The organism is Bradyrhizobium sp. 18BD (assembly GCF_054185225.1).
Window position 1 is genome coordinate 1 of record NZ_JAVAYL010000022.1, and the last position, 19,724, is coordinate 19,724.

The 19,724-nt window shown below is 64.7% G+C and carries 18 protein-coding genes; 13 read left to right on the plus strand and 5 right to left on the minus strand.

Features of this window, described 5'->3' with window-relative positions; translation table 11 throughout:
- The 6 genes from RAD16_RS32065 to RAD16_RS32090 form a co-directional block, all read left to right on the plus strand.
- Nucleotides 1-1,739, plus strand: a 1,739-nt coding sequence (locus RAD16_RS32065) for a hybrid sensor histidine kinase/response regulator (protein WP_458161829.1), incomplete at its 5' end; no start/stop codon positions are given.
- A gap of 21 nt (nt 1,740-1,760) precedes the next feature.
- Nucleotides 1,761-2,234, plus strand: coding sequence for a chemotaxis protein CheW (locus tag RAD16_RS32070; RefSeq protein WP_458161830.1), 474 nt, complete (start codon nt 1,761-1,763; stop codon nt 2,232-2,234).
- A 31-nt stretch (nt 2,235-2,265) separates the two neighbouring features.
- Entirely contained in the window at nt 2,266-2,652 is a 387-nt protein-coding gene (locus RAD16_RS32075) for a response regulator (protein WP_326896592.1), read from the plus strand.
- Between the two features lie 61 nt (nt 2,653-2,713).
- The gene (locus RAD16_RS32080) at nt 2,714-3,595 is read left to right on the plus strand and encodes a CheR family methyltransferase (RefSeq protein WP_458161831.1); all 882 of its coding nucleotides are present in this window, start codon (nt 2,714-2,716) and stop codon (nt 3,593-3,595) included.
- Nucleotides 3,596-3,597: 2 nt separating this feature from the next.
- Nucleotides 3,598-3,915, plus strand: coding sequence for a PilZ domain-containing protein (locus tag RAD16_RS32085; protein WP_326896590.1), 318 nt, complete (start codon nt 3,598-3,600; stop codon nt 3,913-3,915).
- A gap of 127 nt (nt 3,916-4,042) precedes the next feature.
- Nucleotides 4,043-4,546, plus strand: a complete 504-nt coding sequence (locus tag RAD16_RS32090; protein WP_458161832.1) for a response regulator — start codon at nt 4,043-4,045, stop codon at nt 4,544-4,546.
- A 54-nt stretch (nt 4,547-4,600) separates the two neighbouring features.
- On the opposite strand, the gene RAD16_RS32095 is transcribed toward RAD16_RS32090, so the two are convergent.
- Nucleotides 4,601-4,930: a hypothetical protein gene (locus RAD16_RS32095; RefSeq protein ID WP_458161833.1), complete on the minus strand. Its 330-nt coding sequence runs from the start codon at nt 4,928-4,930 to the stop codon at nt 4,601-4,603.
- A 149-nt stretch (nt 4,931-5,079) separates the two neighbouring features.
- Here RAD16_RS32095 and RAD16_RS32100 point away from each other — a divergent pair, with 149 nt between their 5' ends.
- Entirely contained in the window at nt 5,080-5,715 is a 636-nt protein-coding gene (locus RAD16_RS32100; protein WP_458161834.1) for a response regulator transcription factor, read from the plus strand.
- A 97-nt stretch (nt 5,716-5,812) separates the two neighbouring features.
- Here the strand turns inward: RAD16_RS32100 and RAD16_RS32105 are convergent, their stop codons facing one another.
- The 3 genes from RAD16_RS32105 to RAD16_RS32115 form a co-directional block, all read right to left on the minus strand.
- Nucleotides 5,813-9,313 (minus strand): PAS domain S-box protein, encoded by a 3,501-nt coding sequence (locus RAD16_RS32105; protein ID WP_458161835.1) that lies wholly within the window; start codon nt 9,311-9,313, stop codon nt 5,813-5,815.
- 67 nt (nt 9,314-9,380) lie between these two features.
- A complete protein-coding gene (locus RAD16_RS32110) occupies nt 9,381-9,809 on the minus strand; it encodes a response regulator (protein ID WP_458161836.1) in 429 nt (142 codons plus the stop codon).
- Between the two features lie 206 nt (nt 9,810-10,015).
- On the minus strand, nt 10,016-10,732 hold the full coding sequence (locus RAD16_RS32115) for a GntR family transcriptional regulator (protein ID WP_458161837.1): 717 nt from the start codon (nt 10,730-10,732) through the stop codon (nt 10,016-10,018).
- A 90-nt stretch (nt 10,733-10,822) separates the two neighbouring features.
- On the opposite strand from RAD16_RS32115, the gene RAD16_RS32120 reads away from it, so the two are divergent.
- From RAD16_RS32120 to RAD16_RS32145, 6 genes are all read left to right on the plus strand, one after another.
- Complete coding sequence (locus tag RAD16_RS32120) at nt 10,823-11,842, plus strand: ABC transporter substrate-binding protein (protein ID WP_458161838.1); 1,020 nt, start codon at nt 10,823-10,825, stop codon at nt 11,840-11,842.
- A complete protein-coding gene (locus tag RAD16_RS32125) occupies nt 11,842-12,603 on the plus strand; it encodes an ABC transporter ATP-binding protein (protein ID WP_458161840.1) in 762 nt (253 codons plus the stop codon). The genes RAD16_RS32120 and RAD16_RS32125 overlap by 1 nt, the downstream gene beginning before the upstream one ends.
- Nucleotides 12,604-12,614: 11 nt before the next feature.
- Nucleotides 12,615-13,475, plus strand: a complete 861-nt coding sequence (locus RAD16_RS32130) for an ABC transporter permease (RefSeq protein WP_458161841.1) — start codon at nt 12,615-12,617, stop codon at nt 13,473-13,475.
- Nucleotides 13,472-15,208, plus strand: coding sequence for an L-arabinonate dehydratase (gene araD / locus RAD16_RS32135; RefSeq protein WP_458161842.1), 1,737 nt, complete (start codon nt 13,472-13,474; stop codon nt 15,206-15,208). The genes RAD16_RS32130 and araD overlap by 4 nt, the downstream gene beginning before the upstream one ends.
- 144 nt (nt 15,209-15,352) lie before the next feature.
- Nucleotides 15,353-16,072 carry a ribonuclease activity regulator RraA gene (locus RAD16_RS32140; protein WP_458161843.1) on the plus strand — a complete coding sequence of 240 codons (720 nt, stop codon included), beginning with the start codon at nt 15,353-15,355 and terminating at the stop codon, nt 16,070-16,072.
- A gap of 75 nt (nt 16,073-16,147) precedes the next feature.
- Entirely contained in the window at nt 16,148-17,239 is a 1,092-nt protein-coding gene (locus RAD16_RS32145) for an SMP-30/gluconolactonase/LRE family protein (protein ID WP_458161844.1), read from the plus strand.
- Between the two features lie 211 nt (nt 17,240-17,450).
- Here RAD16_RS32145 and RAD16_RS32150 read toward each other — a convergent pair whose 3' ends face one another.
- Nucleotides 17,451-19,556: a S9 family peptidase gene (locus tag RAD16_RS32150; protein WP_458161845.1), complete on the minus strand. Its 2,106-nt coding sequence runs from the start codon at nt 19,554-19,556 to the stop codon at nt 17,451-17,453.
- Nucleotides 19,557-19,724: the final 168 nt, after the last annotated feature.

The window sequence follows — 19,724 nt, forward strand, 5'->3', positions numbered from 1 at the left end:
TGATCAAGGACCCGCTCACCCACATGGTGCGCAACTCCGCCGATCATGGCCTCGAGACCCCCGCCGAGCGCGTCGCGTCCGGCAAGGGCGAGCAGGGCACCATTCGCCTCTCCGCCTATCACGAGGGCGGCCACATCATCATCTGCATCGCCGACAACGGCCGCGGCCTCAACACCGAGAGGATCAAGGCCAAGGCGATCTCCTCAGGTCTCGCCACCGAGGCCGAGCTCGAGAAGATGAGCGAAGCCCAGATCCACAAGTTCATCTTCGCGCCGGGCTTCTCGACCGCGGCCGCCATCACCTCGGTCTCCGGCCGCGGCGTCGGCATGGACGTGGTGCGCACCAATATCGACCAGATCGGCGGCACCATCGACATCAAGTCGGTGGCCGGTGAAGGCTCCTCCGTCACCATCAAGATCCCGCTGACCTTGGCCATCGTCTCGGCGCTGATCGTCGAAGCCGCCGGTGACCGCTTCGCGATCCCGCAGCTCTCGGTGGTCGAGCTGGTCCGTGCCCGCGCCAACAGCGAGCACCGCATCGAGCGCATCAAGGACACCGCGGTCCTGCGCCTGCGCAACAAGCTGCTGCCGCTGATCCACCTGAAGAAGCTCCTGAAGATCGACGACGGCGCGGCGAGCGATCCCGAGAACGGCTTCATCGTGGTCACCCAGGTCGGCAGCCAGACCTTCGGTATCGTCGTCGACGGCGTCTTCCATACGGAAGAGATCGTCGTGAAGCCGATGTCGACAAAACTCCGTCACATCGACATGTTCTCCGGCAACACCATTCTGGGCGATGGCGCGGTCATCATGATCATCGACCCCAACGGCATTGCCAAGGCACTCGGCGCCGCCGGTTCCTCGGCCCATGACATGGGCGACGACAACGGCGCGCACCATATCGGTTCGGGCGAGCAGACCACCTCGCTGCTGGTGTTCCGCGCCGGCTCGTCGCAGCCCAAGGCGGTCCCGCTTGGCCTCGTCACGCGCCTGGAAGAGCTCCCGGCCGACAAGATCGAGTTCAGTAACGGCCGCTACATGGTGCAGTACCGCGAGCAGCTGATGCCGCTGGTGGCCATGGACGGCGTCACCATCGCGAGCCAGGGCGCCCAGCCGATCCTGGTGTTCGCCGATGACGGCCGCTCCATGGGCCTCGTCGTCGACGAGATCATCGACATCGTCGAGGAACGCCTCAACATCGAGGTCGGCGGCTCCGCCTCCGGCATTCTCGGCTCGGCCGTGATCAAGGGCCAGGCGACCGAGGTGATCGACGTCGGCCACTTCCTGCCGATGGCGTTCGCCGACTGGTTCACCCGCAAGGAGATGAAGCCGTCGATGCACTCGCAGTCGGTGCTGCTGGTCGACGACTCTGCGTTCTTCCGCAACATGCTGGCTCCGGTGCTCAAGGCCGCCGGCTATCGCGTCCGCACCGCACCGACCGCGCAGGAGGGCCTCGCGGCGCTCCGTGCCCAGAGCTTCGACGTGGTCCTGACCGACATCGAGATGCCCGACATGAACGGGTTCGAGTTCGCGGAAGTGATCCGCTCCGACAGCAATCTCGGCGCGATGCCGATCATCGGCCTGTCGGCGCTGGTGTCGCCGGCGGCGATCGAGCGCGGCCGTCAGGCCGGCTTCCACGACTATGTCGCCAAGTTCGACCGTCCCGGTCTGATCGCAGCGCTGAAGGAGCAGACCGCGGGCGCCGCCGGCGCCTCCGAGCTGAGCCGGGCCGCGGCGTAAAGGGGACGAGGAGATAAATCGATGAGCAACAAGACGCAGTCCACCGAAGGCGCCATGGTCGAATACGTCACCGCGATGATCGGTGGCCAGCTGTTCGGCCTGCCGATCTCCCGCGTCCAGGACGTGTTCATGCCCGAGCGCGTCACCCGCGTGCCGCTGTCCTCGCGCGAGATCGCGGGCGTGCTGAACCTGCGCGGCCGCATCGTCACCGTGATCGACATGCGCGCGCGTCTCGGCCTGCCCAAGGCCGAGGACGGCAAGGCGCCGATGGCGGTCGGAGTCGACCTGCGCGGCGAATCCTATGGCCTGTTGATCGACCAGATCGGCGAGGTGCTGCGCCTGCCCGAGGCCGGCATGGAAGAGAACCCGGTCAACCTCGATCCCCGCATGGCCAAGCTCGCCGGCGGCGTCCACCGTCTCGACGGCCAGCTCATGGTCGTCCTCGACGTCGATCGCGTGCTCGAACTGAAGACCGAAGTGCAAATGGCTGCGTGAGCCAACGAAACATCGAAGCCGGAGAGCCAAAATGAAGACATGTTTGGTCGTCGATGATTCCAGCGTCGTGCGCAAGATCGCACGCCGGATTCTGGAAGGTTTGGAATTCCAGGTCACCGAGGCCGAGGACGGCTCGAAGGCGCTCGAGATCTGCCAGCGGCAGTTGCCCGATGCGGTGCTGCTCGACTGGAACATGCCCGTGATGGACGGCTTCGAGTTCATGGGCCATATGCGCCGCCTGCCCGGCGGCGACCAGCCGAAGGTGGTGTTCTGCACCACCGAGAACAACGTGGCTCATATTGCTCAGGCGCTCAGCGGCGGCGCTAACGAGTACATCATGAAGCCTTTCGACAAAGACATCATCGCCGACAAGTTTGCTGAAGTCGGCTTGCTCCCGGTCGGACAAGCCTTGGTCTGAGTGTGTCTGGCCGAACTGTTTTGGCCAGAGTGTTTCCAGTACAGCTCCCAAGAGGCTCTCCGTGACCCCGACCGAGTACGAGTATCTGCGTAAGTTTCTCAAGGACAATTCCGGTCTCGACCTCTCCGCAGACAAGCAATATCTGATCGAAAGCCGCCTGCTTCCGCTCGCGCGCAAGGCCGGGCTCTCCGGCATCACCGAGCTCGTGCAGAAGCTGCAAGGCGGCTCGCGCACGCTGATCACCGACGTGGTCGAAGCCATGACCACGAACGAGACCTTCTTCTTCCGCGACAAGGTCCCGTTCGATCATTTCCGCGACCACATCATGCCGGAGGTCATCAAGGCGCGTGCCGCCCGCCGCAGCGTGCGGATCTGGTGCGCCGCCGGCTCGACCGGGCAGGAACCCTATTCGCTGGCGATGTGCCTGAAGGAGATGGGCGCGGCGCTCACCGGCTGGCGCGTCGAGATCATCGCGACCGACCTGTCGCAGGAAGTGCTGGAGAAGGCCAAGGCCGGCGTCTACAGCCAGTTCGAGGTGCAGCGCGGCCTGCCGATCCAGATGCTGGTCAAATATTTCAAGCAGATCGGCGAGACCTGGCAGATCAATCCCGAATTGCGGGCGATGATCCAGCACCGCCAGCTCAACCTGCTGCACGATTTCGCCCAGCTCGGCACCTTCGACGTCATCTTCTGCCGCAACGTGCTGATCTATTTCGACCAGGACACCAAGATCAACATCTTCAACCGCCTGGCGCGCCAGATCGAGCCCGACGGCTTCCTGGTGCTGGGCGCAGCCGAAACCGTGGTCGGTCTGACCGATACGTTCCGCCCGATTCCGGAGCGTCGCGGCCTCTACAAGCCGAACGATCTGCGTGCAGCCGCGGCCAAGCCGGCCGGTATCGCCAGCGCGCTGCCGCGCATGGCGGTGATGGCGGGACGATAAGCATGGCAGAGGATGGAAAAGGCGCGGAGCGCGTCACGTTCAGCCGGGGCTATGATGTCTGCATCATGGCCATCGACGGGACGTGGCGGCGCGACTGCACGCTCAATGCGATTTCCGATACGGACGCCATTCTGACGGTCGAAGGCTCGATCCAGGGTTTGAACCTGAAGGAGTTCTTCCTGCTGCTGTCGTCCACTGGCCTTGCCTATCGCCGCTGCGAGCTGGTGCGCGTCAACGGCGCCGAGATGGACATCCAGTTCCTGCGCGGCAAGAACCGCAAGAAGCGCGGTGCCGCCGGCGGCCGCGACGAGGCGGCCTGAACGGCACTCTTTTCGCCGGGTTGCTTTATATTTGCTGAAACATCCGAGTGAATTTGCCGGCGCGGCTTTACGTCGCCTAAGCGCGAGCCGTGTATCAATTGCACGTCTCAATCCTCAGGATACGGCAATGCCCAGAAGTTCCCTCTCCCCCATCCCGTCAAACCTGCCCGACGTCGCCGAGCGGCGCGCGCTTCAGCTTCTGGTCGTCGACGACGACGCGACGCAGCGCAGCCTGATCGCGGTCGCCGCCAAGCAGGCCGGCCACGAAGTCACCGTGGCGCCGTCGGTGGCGGAAGCGATCGAGAAGCTCCGCGCCGCGCGCTTCGATTGCGTGACGCTCGATCTCGTGCTCGAGGATGGCGACGGCATCGATGTGCTGCGCGAGATGGCGGAGGCGAAATTCGCCGGTGCGGTGATCGTCATCAGCGGCATGGACGGCAAGCGCCGCAGCGCCGCGCGCAGCTTCGCCCGCTCGGTCGGGATCGAGCTCCAGAGCCTGCCCAAGCCGCTCGATCTCGCGGCCCTGCGCATCAGCCTCGCCAATCTCGGCAAGACCGCGATGGGACTGCCGGCGATTCACACCTGGGGTGGTGTCGCCACCGACGCAATCGTGGAACGGCATCGCACCTGAGGCGCGGAGCTGCCATGCAATCGGCCGCGGCAGATCAGCCGCGCCGATCGCTGCCTACACCGGGCTGCCGGGTTCCGACAATTGCTGCAGAGCGTGTCCGAGCTCCGCCCGGCAGGTGTTGAGGGCGGCGCTCGCCGTGGCATAACAGGGCGTGACGTCGTCGAGCACGACAATCTCGGTGGAACCCAAGTCGGCACTCAAGTCGGCACTCAAGATAGCGCTATCGTCTTCCAGCTCCAGATCGTCCGAGATCATGGCCGCGTCGATCAGACGCATACTGATCTCGATGCGCGCGATCAGAGAGCGAAGTTCGGCTGCAATCAACTGACGGCCGTCGGTGTCAGCCATCGCGGCGAGCGGGGGTGTGCCTGCGTAATTTAGCATGGATATTCTCCGTCTCCCGCAATAAGGCACCCAGCCGCTACTTGTGCGTTAAGTCCATGTCCCGTACAAATACGGGTGGGCCGAATCCGCGCCGAACGCCATAACAGTTGGCGCGGACGCGAGTCCTTCATGCCAACCGGACGTGGCACATGGCCGAACAAAGCTCTCGCGGTGAAATCTTCGCAGTCGACGACGACCCCGCCGTTCGCGACACCTTGTCGATGGTGTTGAAGGCGGCAGGTTATGAGGTGATCTGTTTCGCTGACGGCGCAGCGCTGCTGTCTGTCGCGCGCAATCGCACGCCGGCTGCGATCCTGCTCGACGTCCACATTCCCGGAAAGTCGGGTCTCGACATTCTGAGGGAGCTGCACGGCGAGGATTACCCGGCGCCGATCTTCATGATCTCCGGACAAGGCGACATCGCGATGGCGGTGAGCGCCATCAAGAATGGTGCGCTCGACTTCATCGAGAAGCCGTTCCGCGGCAGCGAGATCGTCGGCCGGCTCGACGAGGCGATCGGTGCCTATGCACGCCGACAGGCAGAGAGCGCGTCGCCGAAATTCGGCTCGCTGCACTTCCCCGGTCGCGAGCCGTTGACGCGCAGGGAGCGCGAGGTGCTCGAGCAGTTCGCCTCCGGTGCGTCCAACAAGGAAGCCGGCCGCACCCTCGGCATCAGCCCGCGCACCATCGAGGACCACCGCGCCAACATCATGAAGAAGCTCGGCGCGCGCAACGCGGCCGACCTGATCCGCATCGTGATGACCGCGGCCCAGCGGGCGTCGTAAGGCGTTCTTGTAGCCCGGGTGAGCGAAGCGACGCCCGGGTACGCTGCCGCGAAGTCCCGGATGTCGCTTCGCTCATCCGGGCTACGCGAGCTTCCTCTCAAGCATTCAGCGCCTTGCGGATGATCCGCGCCAGATCCGATTTGCGATAGGGCTTGGCCAGCAGTAGCACGCCCGAATCCAGCCGGCCGTGATGGATGATCGCGTTCTCGGTATAGCCTGATGTGTAGACCACCCTGAGATCGGGACGCGTCTTCAGCAGCTCGTCGGCAAGCTGCCGTCCGTTCATCTTGCCGGGCATGATGACGTCGGTGAACAGCAGGTCGAACGGCTTTCCGCTGGCGACGATGGCGACGGCCTCCGCGGCATTCGCTGCCTGCAAGGTGACGTAGCCGAGCGCATGCAGTTGCGCCAATACGTAGTCGCGCACCAGGCGATCGTCCTCGACCACCAGGATGGTCTCGTGTCCGCCCTCGATCGTCGCAGGCGTCACGCCCTCGCCCACCGGCGTCGCCGTCTTGCCGGGCGGCAGGTACATCTTGATCGTAGTGCCATGGCCTTCCTCGCTGTAGATCTTGATGTGTCCTGCGGACTGCTTGATGAAGCCGTAGACCATGGAGAGGCCGAGGCCGGTGCCCTTGCCCGGTCCCTTCGAGGTGAAGAACGGGTCGAACACCCTGGCCAGCATGTTGGACGGAATGCCGGTGCCGGTGTCGCTCACGGCGATCAGCACGTAATGGCCGGGCCGGATATCGTTGACGCTGGCATAGACCTCGTCGAGATAGGCGGCGCCCGTCTCGACGATCAGCTTGCCGCCACCGGGCATGGCATCGCGGGCATTGAGCGCGAGATTGAGGATCGCGGTGGTGAGCTGGTTGGGATCGACGATCGCAACGCAGTTCTCGTCCTCGAACACCGATTCGATCTGGATCTGCTCGCCGAGCGTCGGCCGCAGCAGCTTCGCGGTGTCGATGATCAGCGAGTTGATGTCGATCTCGCGCGGCTGCAGCGGCTGCTTGCGGGCAAAGGCGAGCAGATGCTGGGTCAGCTCGGCGCCGCGCCCGGCGGCCTCGTCGATCATCTTGGTGATCGCCGCAAGCTCCGGCTCCCTGGCGACTGCGTCCGCGAGGATCTCGATTGTTCCGGTGATGACGGTGAGGATGTTGTTGAAGTCGTGCGCCACGCCGCCGGTGAGCTGGCCGACCGCCTCCATCTTTTCGGCGTGGCGGATGCGCTCCTCCGACGCGATCTTGTCGGTGAGGTCGCGGTAGAACACGTTGAACAGGATACCCCCGCGGCGCCTCAGCGCCGTGACGCTCAGCTCGGCCTTGAACTCCTTGCCGTCGCGGCGCCGGACCATGAGCTCGCGGCGGCGGTTGAGCGTCTGGCCGTTCTGGGACACGAGGAAACGCTCGAGCCCGGCCTTGACCCTGTCGCGCTCGGCTTCGGCAACGATCAGGTCGATGGCGTTTCGGCCCAGCGCCTCCTCGCGTCGCCAGCCGAACAGCTCTTCGGCCCGCGAGCTCCAGTTCAGGATGATGCTGCGGTCGTCGGTCTGGACGAAGGCGTCGAGTGCGGTCTCGACGATGTTGCGCGCGAGCTGCTCGCTGTCGCGAAGCGATTCCGCCGCCAAGCGTGCCTCGGTCATGTCGCGGCCGACGAAGAAGAAGCGCTTGGCCTGATCGGACCAGTTGCCGAGCCATGACAGCCAGACTTCGCGGCCGTCCTTGTGGAGGCAGCGCGTGTCGGCGAGCTTGGGGTGCCCGCCGCGCCGGAGTGCGCGCATCTCCTCGCGGGATTGCTCGAGATGGGCGGGGTGGATGAAATCGACGCCGCTGCGGCCGATCATCTCCTCGGGACGGTAGCCGAGAATGACCTCGCTGCTCGGGCTGATCTGGACGATATGGCCGCGCGAATCCATGATCATGATCAGGTCTTCGGAGGCATCGAACAGCTGCCGTCGCTCCTCGAGTTGCTGCTGCAGCGCGCGCTCGGTTCGTCGTGCGTCGGTCAGCACCCGTGCCGTGCCGGACGCGCCGATGATCTCGCCCGCGGGGCCCCGGATCGGCGACAGGCTCACCGAGATCTCGATGGGAGTACCATCCTTGTGCAGCCGCACCGTCTCGAAGCGTTCGATCCGCTCACCCCTTGCAATCAGCGCAAGATAGCCCTTGCCTTCTTCGCGCCGATCGGGCGGCAGGATGATGGAGGCGGGTTGTCCGACCGCTTCTTCGGCGGAATAGCCATAAAGGCGCTCGGCCGCCGCATTCCACCCGATGATGATGCCCTCGAGCGTCTGCATGACGATCGAATCGTCGGACGACTCGACCGCTGCGCTGAACAGGCGCTCGCGGACCGCGAGTTGGTCGCGCGCGGCCTCGGTGCGACGGTGCTCCTCGACCTCGCGTTCGAGTGCCGATGTCTTTGCCTTGGTCTCCTCGACCATGCGGGCGAAGGCCCGTGCCAGCATGCCGGTCTCGCCGGATGCGTCGGTCGGGATGTCCGCAGGCTTGCCGCGTCCGATCGCCTCGACCGCCGCGGTGAGCCGTCCGATCGGACGGGTCAGCGACTGCGCCAGCAGCACCGCAAGCACGGCCGCGACCAGCACTGCGATGATGCCGATCGTGACGGTGTTCTTTTCGATGGCGACGGCCGGCGCCATGAACACGGCATTGGGAACAACGCGGATGATGGCGACCCACTGGCCCTCGGCCAGGATCGCGGGCGAGATCGCGGTGCCGCTCGGCTTGTCGTCGCTGCCCGGGACGACCCGGCTTGCACCCAGGGTCGATCCGGTCACGGCCGCAAAATACGGGAAGTCGTCCTGCCAGCGCGTCGGCGTCCCCAGTTGCGAGCCGAACTCGCGGGTGCGATCCGGATGCACGAGATAATCACCGTTGCGGCCGACGACATAGACCTGTTCGCCGCGCCGGCTCGTGATCCTGATGCGGTCGAACACCTGACGCAGGTCGACATTGATGACGACGATGCCGAACAGCCGGTGATCGGATCCGAATAGCGGTGCCGCGACGCGCAACGTCGGAACATAGGGCATCTGGATCACGCCCTCGTCGACGTTCAAATCGACCGGAGAGACGTAGACCTGATCTTCGGACAGCTTGATCGCATCCAGGAAAAAGCCGCGCTCGTCCTTGGTCTGCAGGACGCTGTCGGGAACGACGCGCACCGATCCGGTCGGGCCGGATCGGTCGACGCGCAGATATTCGCGGCCGTCGGCGTCGATGATGCGAAATTTCGCGTAGGTCGGATTGGCCCCGACATTGGCCAGGAGATACCCCTGCAGCCGCTCGCGCCAGGCTGTCTCGGACAGGTGGTCGGTTGGATCGACGCCGTTGTTGAAATGCGCATCGATCATGCCGCGCACGGCGGCATGGGCGCGGAACGTCACGATGTCGGCGCGCGCACCGTCGGTCTGGGTTTCGAGCTGGGACGCCAGCAGCCGCGATTGGGTCTCGATGCGCTCGAGCACGCGCGGCAGGAAGGCCTGCTCCAGGCTGTAATGGCTCAGCCATCCGACGGCGGAGACCGCACCCGCGACCAGCAGGATCATCGCGATGGCTAGCCGGGTTGCCAGCGTCATGTGGGCCCTGGCGCCGCGCCGAGGGCGGTCTCGAATGTCCTGCTACGCTGCAACATGAATTGCCCCGTCATCGGCCGCCGGCGCGGGCATCGGGTCGCGGCACGGATGATGATTGCGCCGATTTCAGGCAGCCGTCGACCGCGGCGAGCAGCGCCTCGGGGCCGAACGGCTTCTGCAGACTGGCGACCGCGCCGAGCTTGGTCGCCATCTTCAGGAAATCCGGCTCCGCGTAGGCGTCCGGCGTGATCGAGCGGCCGGAGATGACGATGATCGGAATGGCCGGGGCCAGCACCCGGATGTGGCGCATCGTTTCCAGCCCGTCCATGCCGGGCATGAAGATGTCGAGGAACAGCAGGTCGAATCGGCTGGTCTCGAACAGCGCCAGTCCCTGGCGGCCATCGCCTCCGACGGTGATGTGATGACCGGCCCGCTCCAGAATCAGCCGGATCGTGATCTGCACGGCCGGGTCGTCATCCACGATCAGGATGTTGGCCACGTGAAAAATCCTCCGGGTCGGATGGGATGTCCCGCAACCCAAATCAAAGACTGAAATGCGAAATTGTTGCGCGGATTCCGGCCTGCCCGCAAGCACTTCGCGTTTGACGCGATTGCCTTTTTCGGCCGAAGGGCGGATGGCGCGCTGCGACCATGGTTAAGCACGCTGGCGTGCACAAGGACGGGTGGGGCCGGTACCGGATGGGGCTAGTCGGTCAGGTATTCCGGGTGGTGGCTCCGGATCGCGTCCAGCTCGCTCAGGGTTCCGGACAGATGCTTGCGCAGATGCTGTTGTGCAGCATCGGCGTCTCCAGACTCGATCGCGCGCGTGATCAGCTTGTGGTGGCGCACGATGTTTTGGGCCTTGCCGGGTGAGGGGAGATGCAGCCGGCGCAGCCGGTCGATATGCCCGCTGCGGCTGCGCACCAGCGCCCAGAGCTCCTGCTTGCCGGCCGCCGCGTAGAGCTGGGCGTGGAAGTCGTTGTCGCCGGCCATGAAGGCTTCGAACTCGCCGGCTTTCGCGAATTGCTGCTGAAGGGCGATGGCGTGGTCGAGGCGGATGATCAGGGCTGCATCATGCTGTTCGGCGAGCAGCCGGACGATCTCCAGCTCCAGCGCCTGACGCAGGAAATGCGCCTGCTGCGCGCGGCTGATGTCGATCCGGCTGACCACGGTCGCATGCTGCGGAAAGACGTCGACCAGGCCCTCTTCCTCGAGCCGCATCAATGCATCGCGCACCGGTGTCGAGCTGATTCCGAACTGGCCGGCGAGCTCGGCGCGCGACAGCGGCGCGCCCGGCGGCAGCTCCAGGGCGATGATCGCATTGCGCAGGCGCTCGAACACCTGCGGCGCGGCCTGCCGGGCGCGATCGAGCCGTGATGCCGTTTTTGCGGGTGCACGTGGCGCGGAGGTGGCTGCTTCCATGTCGGGTCCCGCTTGCCTTTGATGCACTAATATATTAGTGCATCAGCTGGGTCAACGCAGCTCGACGCTGGCCGGAGGAAACACACAACAATGATCAAGCATCTTCGAAGCCGGCTCGCGGCTGCCACCCTGATCGCCGCAACCGCTCTCTCGGTCTCCGCCGCGCAGGCGCAGCAAAAGTCCGAGATCTCGCTGTCGCGCCAGCCCGGCATTTTCTACATGCCGAGCCACATCATGGAAAAGCAGAAGCTGATCGAGAAGCATGCAGCTTGCCTCGGCGTTCCCGGTGTCACCACCAAATGGGTCACCTTCTCCGGCGGCGGTGCGCAGACCGATGCACTGCTCGCGGGCGGCGTCGACATCCTCAACACCGGCACCGGCAATCTTCTTTTGCTGTGGGATCGCACCCGCGGCGGCGTGAAGGGTATCGTCGCGACCTCGGCGCAGCCGATGACGCTGATCAGCCGCGATGCCGACATCAAGTCCATTAGGGATTTCGGCCCCAGCGACAAGATCGCGGTGCCGACCGTGAAGGTCTCCACCCAGGCGATCGTGCTGCAGATCGCGGCCGCCGAGGCCTTCGGCGCCGATCAATGGTCGAAGCTCGATGCCAACACCGTGCAGCTCGGCCATCCCGACGCCTATGCGGCGCTCGCCAATTCCAAGCACGAGGTGCACAATCATTTCTCGATCCCGCCCTATACGTTCCTCGAATTGAAGAACGTGCCGGGCGCGCATGTCGTGCTGAATTCGCCCGATGTGATGGGCGGTCCGCTCAGCCAGGCGCAGTTCTTCACCACGACGAAATTCGCCGACGCCAATCCCAAGATCATCCAGGCCGTGCGCGATGCCACCAAGGAAGCGCAGGACCTGATCCGCAGCGACACCAAGCAGGCGGTCGAGATCTACAAGGAGATCACCGGCGACAAGACCTCGGTGGAGGAGCTGCTCGATCTCCTGAAAGAGCCCGGCATGATGGAATGGAATCTCGAGCCGCAGGGGACGATGAAGTTCGCCGCGCATCTGTTCAAGACCGGCACGCTGAAGAACCAGCCCAAGGCCTGGACCGATTACTATCTCCCCGTCGCGCACGACCTGAAGGGCAACTGATGGCGCTGCTCGACGTCAACGGCGTGACGCTGCGCTACAAGACCTCCAGCGCAGTCGTCACCGCCACCGAGAGAGTGAGTTTTACGGTCGACAAGTCCGACCGCTTCGTGTTGCTCGGCCCGTCCGGCTGCGGCAAGTCCACGCTGCTCAAGGCCGTCGGCGGGTACATGACCCCGAGCGAGGGGCGCATGACCATCGGCGATCGCGAGATCCACGGTCCCGGCGCCGATCGCATGATGATCTTCCAGGAGTTCGACCAGCTCCTGCCCTGGAAGAGCGTGCTCGCCAACGTGATGTTTCCGCTGCTGACTGCGCGAAAGCTGTCGCGCAAGGACGCGGAAATGCGAGCGCGATCCTATATAGAGAAGGTCGGCCTCACCCGCGTGGTCGACGCCTATCCGCATACGCTCTCCGGCGGCATGAAGCAGCGCGTCGCGATCGCGCGCGGCATGGCGATGGAGCCGGACATCCTGCTGATGGACGAGCCGTTCGCCGCGCTCGACGCGCTGACGCGCCGGACCTGCCAGGACGAGCTGCTCCAGCTCTGGAGCGAGACCAAGTTCACCGTGCTGTTCGTGACGCATTCGATCGCGGAGGCGATCCGCATCGGCAATCGCATCCTGCTGCTGTCGCCGCATCCCGGCCGGGTCAAGGCCGAGGTGATCGACGTCGACAAGGTCGGCAACGACGACGGCAGCGCCGGCCGGCTGGAGAAGGAGATCCACGATCTCCTGTTCGCCGGCGAAGCCACGGCGCATTGAGGGAAGATCTGATGGGCGAAGCAAGAATATTGCTGCGTGACGCGCCGGTCGCCGCGACCGGTGCGAGCGAAGTCGAGCGCAAGCTGAGCGTGCTTGAGCTGTTGTGGAACGACGGCTTTGTCCGCAAGGCCGTCATCATCCTGTTCCTCGCAGCGGTTTGGGAAGCCTACGGCGTCTATCTCGACAATCCCCTGCTGTTTCCGACCCTGCACGATACGATCGCGACGCTGTACGACCGCGTGAAGGACGGCACGATCCCGATGCGCGCCTGGACCTCGCTGAAAGTCTTGTTGATGGGCTATTCGGCCGGCATCGTGCTCGCCGCGATCTTCACCGTGCTCGCCATCTCCACCCGGATCGGCACCGATTTCCTCGAGACGGTGACAGCAATGTTCAACCCGCTGCCGGCCATCGCGCTGCTGCCGCTGGCGCTGATCTGGTTCGGGCTCGGCAACGGCAGTCTCGTTTTCGTGCTGATCCATTCGGTGTTGTGGCCGGTCGCGCTCAACACCCATTCCGGCTTCAAGAGCGTCTCCAACACGCTACGCATGGTCGGGCGCAATTACGGCCTGCGCGGGCTACCTTATGTGGCGAAAATCCTCATCCCCGCGGCGTTCGGCTCGATCCTCACGGGCCTCAAGATCGGCTGGGCCTTCGCCTGGCGCACCCTGATCGCGGCCGAGCTGGTGTTCGGCGTGTCCTCGGGGCAGGGTGGGCTCGGCTGGTTCATCTTCGAGAACCGCAATCTCCTCGACATACCCGCAGTGTTCGCAGGCCTCTTGACGGTGATTATCATCGGGCTCTTTGTCGAGAACCTGATCTTCCGCGCCATCGAGCGGAATACGGTCCAGAAATGGGGCACCCAATCATGACCAAGAAGAAAACACCCGACCAGCTTCGCAGCGCACGCTGGTTTGCGCCCGACGATCTCCGCTCGTTCGGTCACCGCTCGCGCACCATGCAGATGGGCTACGCGCCGGAGGAGTGGAAGGACCGCCCGATCATCGCGATCCTCAACACCTGGTCGGACGCCCAGCCCTGCCACATGCACTTCAAGTCGCGCGTCGAGGACGTCAAGCGCGGCATCCTGATGGCCGGCGGCCTGCCGCTGGAGCTGCCCGCGCTGTCGCTGTCGGAATCGCTGCTCAAGCCGACCACCATGCTCTACCGCAATCTGCTGGCGATGGACGCCGAGGAGCTGCTGCGTAGCCATCCGGTCGATGGCGTGGTGCTGATGGGCGGCTGCGACAAGACCACGCCAGCGCTGCTGCTGGGCGCGACCTCGATGAACATCCCCGCGATCTATCTGCCGGCGGGCCCGATGCTGCGCGGCAACTGGAAGGGCAAGACGCTCGGCTCCGGCTCCGACGGCTGGAAATATTGGGACGAGCGCCGCGCCGGAAAAATCTCCGACAAGGACTGGCTCGACATCGAAGCCGGCATCGCCCGCAGCTACGGCACCTGCATGACCATGGGCACGGCCTCGACCATGACCGCGATCGCTGAAGCGATCGGCATGACGCTGCCGGGCGCCTCCTCGATTCCGGCCGCCGACGCCAACCACATCCGCATGGCCTCTGAATGCGGCCGCCGCATCGTCGAGATGGTGTGGGAGGACCTGACGCCGAAGACGATCCAGACCCGCAAGGCGTTCGAGAACGCGATCGCCGTCGCGATGGCGATGGGCTGCTCGACCAACGCTATCATCCATCTGATCGCGCAGGCCCGCCGCGCCGGCCTCGACATCGGCCTCGACGATTTCGAGAAGGCGAGCCGCAAGGTGCCCGTGATCGCCAACGTCCGTCCGAGCGGCGATGCTTATCTGATGGAAGACTTCTTCTATGCCGGTGGCCTGCCGGCGCTGATGGGCCAGATCAAGCCGCATCTGCATCTCGACTGCATCACCGTCACCGGCCAGACGCTGGGCGAGAACATCGCCCATGCCGAAGTGCACAATGACGACGTGATCCGCTCGATCGACAATCCCATCTACAAGGAAGGCGCGCTCGCCGTGCTCAAGGGCAATCTCGCGCCCGACGGCAGCGTCATCAAGCCCTCCGCCTGCGCGCCGCGCTTCCTCAAGCACACCGGCCCCGCGCTGGTGTTCGACGATTATCCCTCGATGAAGAAGGCGGTCGACGATCCCAATCTCGACGTGACCGAAGACCACATCCTCATCCTGCGCAATGCCGGGCCGCAAGGCGGACCGGGCATGCCGGAATGGGGCATGCTGCCGATCCCGACCAAGCTCGTGAAGCAGGGCGTGCGCGACATGGTGCGCATCTCGGATGCGCGCATGAGCGGCACCAGCTACGGCGCCTGCATTCTGCACGTCTCGCCGGAGTCCTATATCGGCGGCCCGCTGGCGCTGGTGCAGAACGGCGATCGCATCACGCTCGACGTCGCCGCGCGCACCATCAATCTCGACGTCCCCGAGGCCGAGCTCGCAAAGCGCCGCGCCGCCTGGAAGCAGCCCGAGCGCCGCTTCGAGCGCGGCTATGGCTGGATGTTCACCAAGCACATCAAGCAGGCCAATGACGGCTGCGACTTCGACTTCCTCGAGACTGATTTCGGTGCGCCGATCGGCGAGCCGTCCATCTACTAACCGTCGTTCCGGGGCGCGCGCAGCGCGAGCCCGGAACCCATTTCACCGCGGTGCGTGCGGCCCGATGGATTCTCTGGTGCGCAATTGCGCACCATAGCCCATCGCTTCGCGATGCCCCGGAATGACGACAAGAGAGAGCACACGATGTCCAAACTTTCCGAAGCCACCCGCAACAAGCTCAAATCCGTCTCCACCGCCACCGTTGCCACCGCGCTGTTCAAGCGCGGCCTGCGCATCCAGATGATCCAGGATGTGCACCCACTCGGCGCGGACCAGCCGACCATGGTCGGCGAGGCCTTCACGCTGCGCTACATGCCGGCGCGCGAGGACCTCAACACCATCGACGTCTTCAAGGACCGCACGCATCCGCAGCGTAAGGCGGTCGAGGATTGCCCCGCAGGCGCCGTGCTGGTGATGGACAGTCGCAAGGACGCGCGCGCGGCCTCGGCCGGTGCGATCCTGGTGACGCGCCTGATGAAGCGCGGCGTCGCCGGCGTCGTCACCGACGGCGGTTTTCGCGATTCCGCCGAGATCGCCAAGCTCGGCATTCCCGCCTACCATCATCGCCCCTCGGCGCCGACCAATCTGACGCTGCATCAGGCGATCGAGATCAACGTGCCGATCGGCTGCGGCGATGCGCCGGTGTTTCCCGGCGATATCATCCTCGGCGATGCCGACGGCGTCATCGTCATCCCCGCGCATCTCGCCGATGAGATCGCCAACGAAACCTTCGAGATGACCGCGTTCGAGGACTTCGTCACTGAGGAGGTCGGCAAGGGCCGCGGCATTTTCGGACTCTATCCCGCCACCGATCCGCAGACGCTGACTGACTTCGCGGAATGGCGGAAGAAGAACGGCCGTTAAGGCTGAGACTAACGCACGTCAAGAGACGAGCCGGCGCATCAAGCGCCGGCCTTTTATCAAGCAGGGAGGACTACAATGAACTTCACGCGACGTAACCTCATGGCCGGCGCCGGCGCGGCGGCGGCTTCCGCGCTTCTTGCCCGCGCGGCCGGCGCCCAGTCGTTTCCGTTCACGCCCAACCAGCGCTATCCCGATCCCGCCGTCCAGATCCTCGATCCGAGCTTTGGCAAATACCGGCTCTATTCCTCGACGGTCGAGCAGGTCGCAACCGGCATGCGCTGGGCCGAAGGCCCCGCTTATTTCCCGGAAGGCGGCTACCTGCTGTTCTCCGACATTCCCAACAACCGGATCATGAAGTTCGACGAGAAGACCGGTCAGACCAGCGTGTTCCGCGCCAACGCCAACTACGCCAACGGCAATGCGCGCGACCGCCAGGGCCGCCTCGTCACCTGCGAGCATTCCGTCACCCGTCGCATCACCCGCACCGAGAAGGACGGCAAGATCACCGTGCTCGCCGACAAGTTCGAGGGCAAGCGGCTGAATGCGCCGAACGACATCGTGGTGAAGTCGGACGACAGCATCTGGTTCACCGATCCGCTGTTCGGCATCAATGGCGAGTGGGAAGGCAAGAAGGAGAAGGCCGAGCAGGCCACCACCAACGTCTACCGCATCGCCAAGGACGGCAAGATCAGCACCGTCCTCACCGATCTCGTCAATCCGAACGGCCTTGCCTTCTCGCCCGACGAGAAGAAGCTCTACATTGTCGAATGGAAGGGCACGCCCAACCGCAGCATCTGGAGCTACAATGTCGGCGACGACGGCTCGCTCAGCGGCAAGACCAAGCTGATCGACGCCGCCGACCAGGCCTCGCTCGACGGTTTCCGCGTCGACCGCGACGGCAATCTCTGGTGCGGCTGGGGCTCCAACGGCGCGCTGCAATCCGAGCCCACCGATGTCGGCGGCCGCAAGGTCTATCAGCTCAAGGGCAAGTCCGAGGATCTCGATGGCGTGATGGTGTTCAACGCCGACGGCAAGCCGCTCGCCTTCATCAAGCTGCCCGAGCGCTGCGCCAATCTCTGCTTCGGTGGCCCGAAGAACAACCGGCTCTACATGGCGAGCAGCCATTCGGTCTATGCGCTGTATGTGGAGGCGCACGGGGCGGTGTGAGGTGGGGCGATGCGTTGTGGGACGGTAACTCGTCCCACAACCTCCCCTGTCGTCCCGGACAAGCGAAGCGCAGATCCGGGACCCATAACCACAGGGAGGAGTTTGGCGAAGACCCGTAGTCAAGGAGTCCGCCGGTACTGCTCCCGCCTTTCACCGATAAATCACGCGGTATGGGTCCCTGCGTTCGCAGGGACGACAGCGGTGAGTGCCGCTACACCCCGGCCTCCGCCATCCCGGCCGCCCACAGCGCGAACGCGTAGACGATCGCGACTTCATCGAGCCGGTCGAACCGGCCCGATGCGCCGCCATGGCCCGCGCCCATGTTGGTGCGCAGCAGGACCGGGCCGCCGCCCTTCATGGTGGCGCGCAGGCGCGCGATCCACTTTGCCGGTTCCCAATATGTCACGCGCGGATCGGTCAATCCGCCCATCGCCAGGATCGCCGGATACGCCTTCGCTGCGACGTTGTCGTAGGGCGAGTAGGACAGGATGGTGCGAAAATCCCTCTCGCTCTCGATCGGGTTGCCCCATTCGGGCCATTCCGGCGGCGTCAGCGGCAGCGTGTCATCGAGCATGGTGTTGAGCACGTCGACGAACGGCACCTCGGCGACGATGCCGGCGAACAATTCGCCGGCGCGGTTCGCCACCGCACCCATCAGCATGCCGCCGGCCGAGCCGCCATGGCCGACGATGCGCTTGGCGCTGGTGTACTTCGCATCGATCAGCGCACGGGCGCTGGCCGAGAAATCATCGAACGAGTTCGTCTTCTTCTCGCGCTTGCCGTCGAGATACCAACCCCAGCCCTTGTCAGCGCCGCCGCGGATATGGGCGATGGCGTAGACAAAACCGCGGTCGACCAGCGACAGGCGGTTGGCGCTGAACGAAGCCGGCATCGCCATCCCGTAGGAGCCGTAGCCGTAGAGCAGCAGCGGGGCCGAACCATCGAGCTTGAGGCCGCGACGATAGAGGATCGATACCGGCACCTCGGCGCCGTCATGGGCCTTCGCCATGATGCGCGTGGTGACGTAGTCGGCGGCGTTGTGACCGGAGGGAATCTCCTGGCGCTTGCGCAGGGTGCGCGAGCGCTTGACCATGTCGTAGTCGTAGACTTCCGACGGCGTCGTCATCGACGAATAGGCAAAGCGCAGATTCGTCGTCTCGAATTCGTAGGAGCCCATCGTGTCCAGCGAATAGGCGGCCTCGTCGAAGGCGATGGCGTGTTCCTCTTTCGTCGTCAGGTCACGGATCACGATCGACGGCAGCGCATTGGCGCGCTCCAGCCGCACCAGATGGCCGGCATAGAGATCGAGGTCGATGATGTAGATGCCCGCGCGATACGGGATCAAATCGCGCCAGTTCTTGCGCTCGGGCGAGGCGAGCGGCGCGGTGACGATCTTGAAGTCGATGGCGTCATCGGCATTGGTGAGGATGAACAGCTCGTCGCCGCGGTCGGCGAGCGAGTATTGCACACCCTCTTCGCGCGCCGCGACCAGGCGCGGCGGCGCCTCGGGGTCGGCGAGGTCGATCAGCCTCTGCTCGCTCGTCTCATGGTCGCCGCCCGCGATCACGCAGAAGCGGCCGCTGGTGCTCTCATGCAGATGGGTGAACCAGCCGGAATCCTGCTCCTCATAGACCAGCGTGTCGTCGGCCTGTTTGGTGCCGAGCCTGTGCCGCCACACCTGCATCGGGCGGTGATTGTCGTCGAGCTTCACATAGAAGAAGGACTTGGCATCCGCGCTCCAGACCACGCCGCCGTCTGTCTCCTCGACGAGATCGTCGAGATCCTTGGCCGTCGCCCAGTCGCGGACGCGGATCGAAAAATATTCGGAGCCCTTGGTGTCGGCACTCCAGGCCTGCAGCTTGTGATCGTTCGAGTGGCGGCTGCCGCCGAACTTGAAATATTTGTGGTCCTTGGCGAGTTCGTCGCCGTCGAGCACGATATGTTCGTTGCCGCCATCGCGCGGCATGCGGCCGAACAGCTCGTGCTGGCCGCCCTCGCGAAACCGGCGGAAATAGGCGAACGGGCCGTCCGGTGACGGCACGCTGGAATCGTCCTCCTTGATCCGCCCGCGCATCTCGCGCACCAGCGTCTTCTGCAGGGCAGAGGTGTGGCCGAGCAGGCTCTCGGTGTAGACGTTCTCCTCGTCGAGATATTTGCGGATATCAGGATCGAGTATCTTGGGGTCGCGCAGCACCTCCTGCCATTTCTCGTCCTTCAGCCAGGCATAGTCGTCGGTCACGGTGATCCCGTGCCGCGTGAAGGAATGCGGCCGGCGCGGGGCGACGGGGGGCTGGGAAGCTATCTTGGCCTGGGTCACTCGATCCTCATCGTCTCTCATTCGCGCGGCGCCTTTTCCTTACCTCGCCCCGCCTGCGGGGAGAGGTCGGTTTGCATCGAAGATGCAATCCGGGTGAGGGGGTACAGGTCCCTCCACGATCTCATTCGCGGAGAGATGCCCCTCACCCCAACCCTCTCAGGACGAGCG